1 protein-coding gene and 3 pseudogenes are annotated in these 2,053 nt (G+C 66.6%); all 4 read left to right on the top strand.

Features of this window, described 5'->3' with window-relative positions:
* Positions 1 to 75: 75 nt before the first annotated feature.
* A pseudogene (locus tag AWC25_RS03860) lies at positions 76 to 917 on the top strand (Mu transposase domain-containing protein); the annotation flags it as partial.
* Positions 914 to 1,126 (top strand): annotated as a pseudogene (locus tag AWC25_RS03855) (ATP-binding protein); the annotation flags it as partial. The pseudogenes AWC25_RS03860 and AWC25_RS03855, both read left to right, overlap by 4 nt.
* Positions 1,123 to 1,230: pseudogene (locus tag AWC25_RS27265) on the top strand (FKBP-type peptidyl-prolyl cis-trans isomerase); the annotation flags it as partial. The pseudogenes AWC25_RS03855 and AWC25_RS27265, both read left to right, overlap by 4 nt.
* 325 nt (positions 1,231 to 1,555) lie before the next feature.
* A complete protein-coding gene (locus tag AWC25_RS26775) occupies positions 1,556 to 1,825 on the top strand; it encodes a carboxymuconolactone decarboxylase family protein (protein ID WP_044506109.1) in 270 nt (89 codons plus the stop codon).
* The last annotated feature ends 228 nt before the right edge of the window (positions 1,826 to 2,053 follow it).

Raw genomic sequence — 2,053 nt, 5'->3', positions numbered from 1 at the left:
GCCGCCTCCACAAGCCACAACGCTGAGCCGCGGGAACACTTCAAACACCAAAACCCGCCCAGATTAGCCGGATAACCGCAATCGAAGGGCATCGTGGAGAACCTGTGCGGCTATGCCCAGAACGACCTCGCGATCCCCTTGTTGACCGAAGCCGCCGTGGCTGGCCAAGCACTGGACCTGCGGGCGCTCAATGGGCAGGCCGCGTCGTGGTGTGCTGAGGTCAACGCCGCGGTGCATTCAGAGATCTGCGCAGTGCCCGACCAACGCCTGAGTGAGGAACGCCGCGTGTTGAAAGCCCTGCCGTCGCTGCGGCTGCAGGTCGGGGCCGGGTCGGTGCGCCGCAAAGTCGATGCCCTGTCCTGTATCCGGTACGGCTCAGCGCGCTATTCGGTGCCCACACGCCTGGTGGGCACCTCGGTCGCGGTCGTCGTTGATCACGGCGCTCTGATCCTGCTGGAACCGGCGACCGAAGTGATCGTGGCCGAGCACGAATTGGTCGGCCCCGGTGAAGTCTCGATCCTCGACGAGCACTACGACGGACCCCGTCGGGCACCCTCACGTGGACCGAGGCCGAAAACCCAGGCCGAGAAACAGTTCTGCGCTCTGGGCGCCGAAGCCGAGCAATTCCTCGTCGGCGCTGCCGCGATCGGCAACACCCGGTTGAACGGCGAGATCGACATCCTGCTCGGACTCGGGGCTGCCCACGGTGAACAGGCGTTGGTCGACGCCCTGCGCCGGGCAGTGGCATTTCGTCGGTTCCGTGCCGCCGACGTGCGCTCCATCCTGGACGCCGGCACCGGAACCCCGCCCCCCGCCCCGCCGGCGACGCCCTGGTCCTGGATCTCCCCACCGCCGAGACCCGATCCCTGGAGGCCTACAAGATCGTTGGCACCACCACCGACGGGACCGCCTCATGACCGCTACCGGCACTGGCGCCGCGAAGACAGCCGCACCGTCATCGGTGGCGCCGCTGGCCGCCGATCTCGACGTCGCGTTGCGCCGGTTGAAATTGGCCACCGTGCGCCGCAACGCCGCGGAGGTCTTGCAGGTGGCTAAGACCCAACGCTGGACTCCCGAAGAGATCCTGCGCACGCTGGTCGAGGCCGAGATCGCCGCCCGCGACTCGCCGTCGCGATGGTCCCCGCCGACGGGTACCCGCAAGGCCAGCCGAGCGCGGGCATCCGGCCCGGCGACTCGCTGGTCTTCGCGATCAAAATTCTCAGCGCCTAATCCCAGCAGTGCCATCGCGACCTGGCGGTCATGGTATAGCAAGCGGCACAAGGGATTTCGGTAGGACCGGGTTGCCTGCGCCATAGTGCGAGCGTACCGTTCCTCCATGACGACTACCTCTCCCCCGCGCCTTCTGCTCCGTAGGACGTGCATCGTCCTGTCGGCGCTTTCCCTGCTTATGGTTGGCAGCCTGACCGCCGCGACCGTACCTGGAAGCCATGCCGACGAATGCGGCGACGCTGACGCGGCCCCAGTGCCGGCCAGTGGCTGCGTCGCTCCTGCTCCACACCCAGATTCGAACAATCCCCCCTGGCTAGCGGCCGTGATGCAGCGCGACCCACAATTCGGCGGCACCTACCAGGCGTTACGCCAGCGGATCCTCAGCGATGGAGCCATCCCCGCGAAGTATAAGTTGCTGATGGGCATGGTCACCGACACCATTGCCGCACACCCCGACGGTGTTCGCTCGCTCGCCGACAACGCACGGGCGGCTGGCGCCTCGGAGGCCGAAATCACCGAGGCGGTCGAACTCGCCTATCTTTACGGCGGCACCGCGGCGCTCGTGATGGGCGTCAACGCCTTCCCTGCCGGCTGATTGCCGAGCGGCCCAGGCCGACAAGCGCTTCCGCAGTTTCGGTCGCCTAGCCAGTGAGCGGTTCGAACATATGCGCTGGGTCTATGCCGATCTGCTGGGCGACATGGCTGGTGTCCCAATACTCCCGCCAATGCGTGATCGCCCCATCATGCTGGCGTGTTCCCGGTGGTTGAGTCCAGACGGTTTTGGAGTCCTGTGGCCCGAGGTCGGGCCGGAAGGGACGATGAA

Source organism: Mycobacterium sherrisii (assembly GCF_002102355.1).
Lineage (GTDB): Bacteria > Actinomycetota > Actinomycetes > Mycobacteriales > Mycobacteriaceae > Mycobacterium > Mycobacterium sherrisii.
Note: the sequence above shows the minus strand (reverse complement) of the source record. Positions and strands in the feature narration are given on the sequence as shown.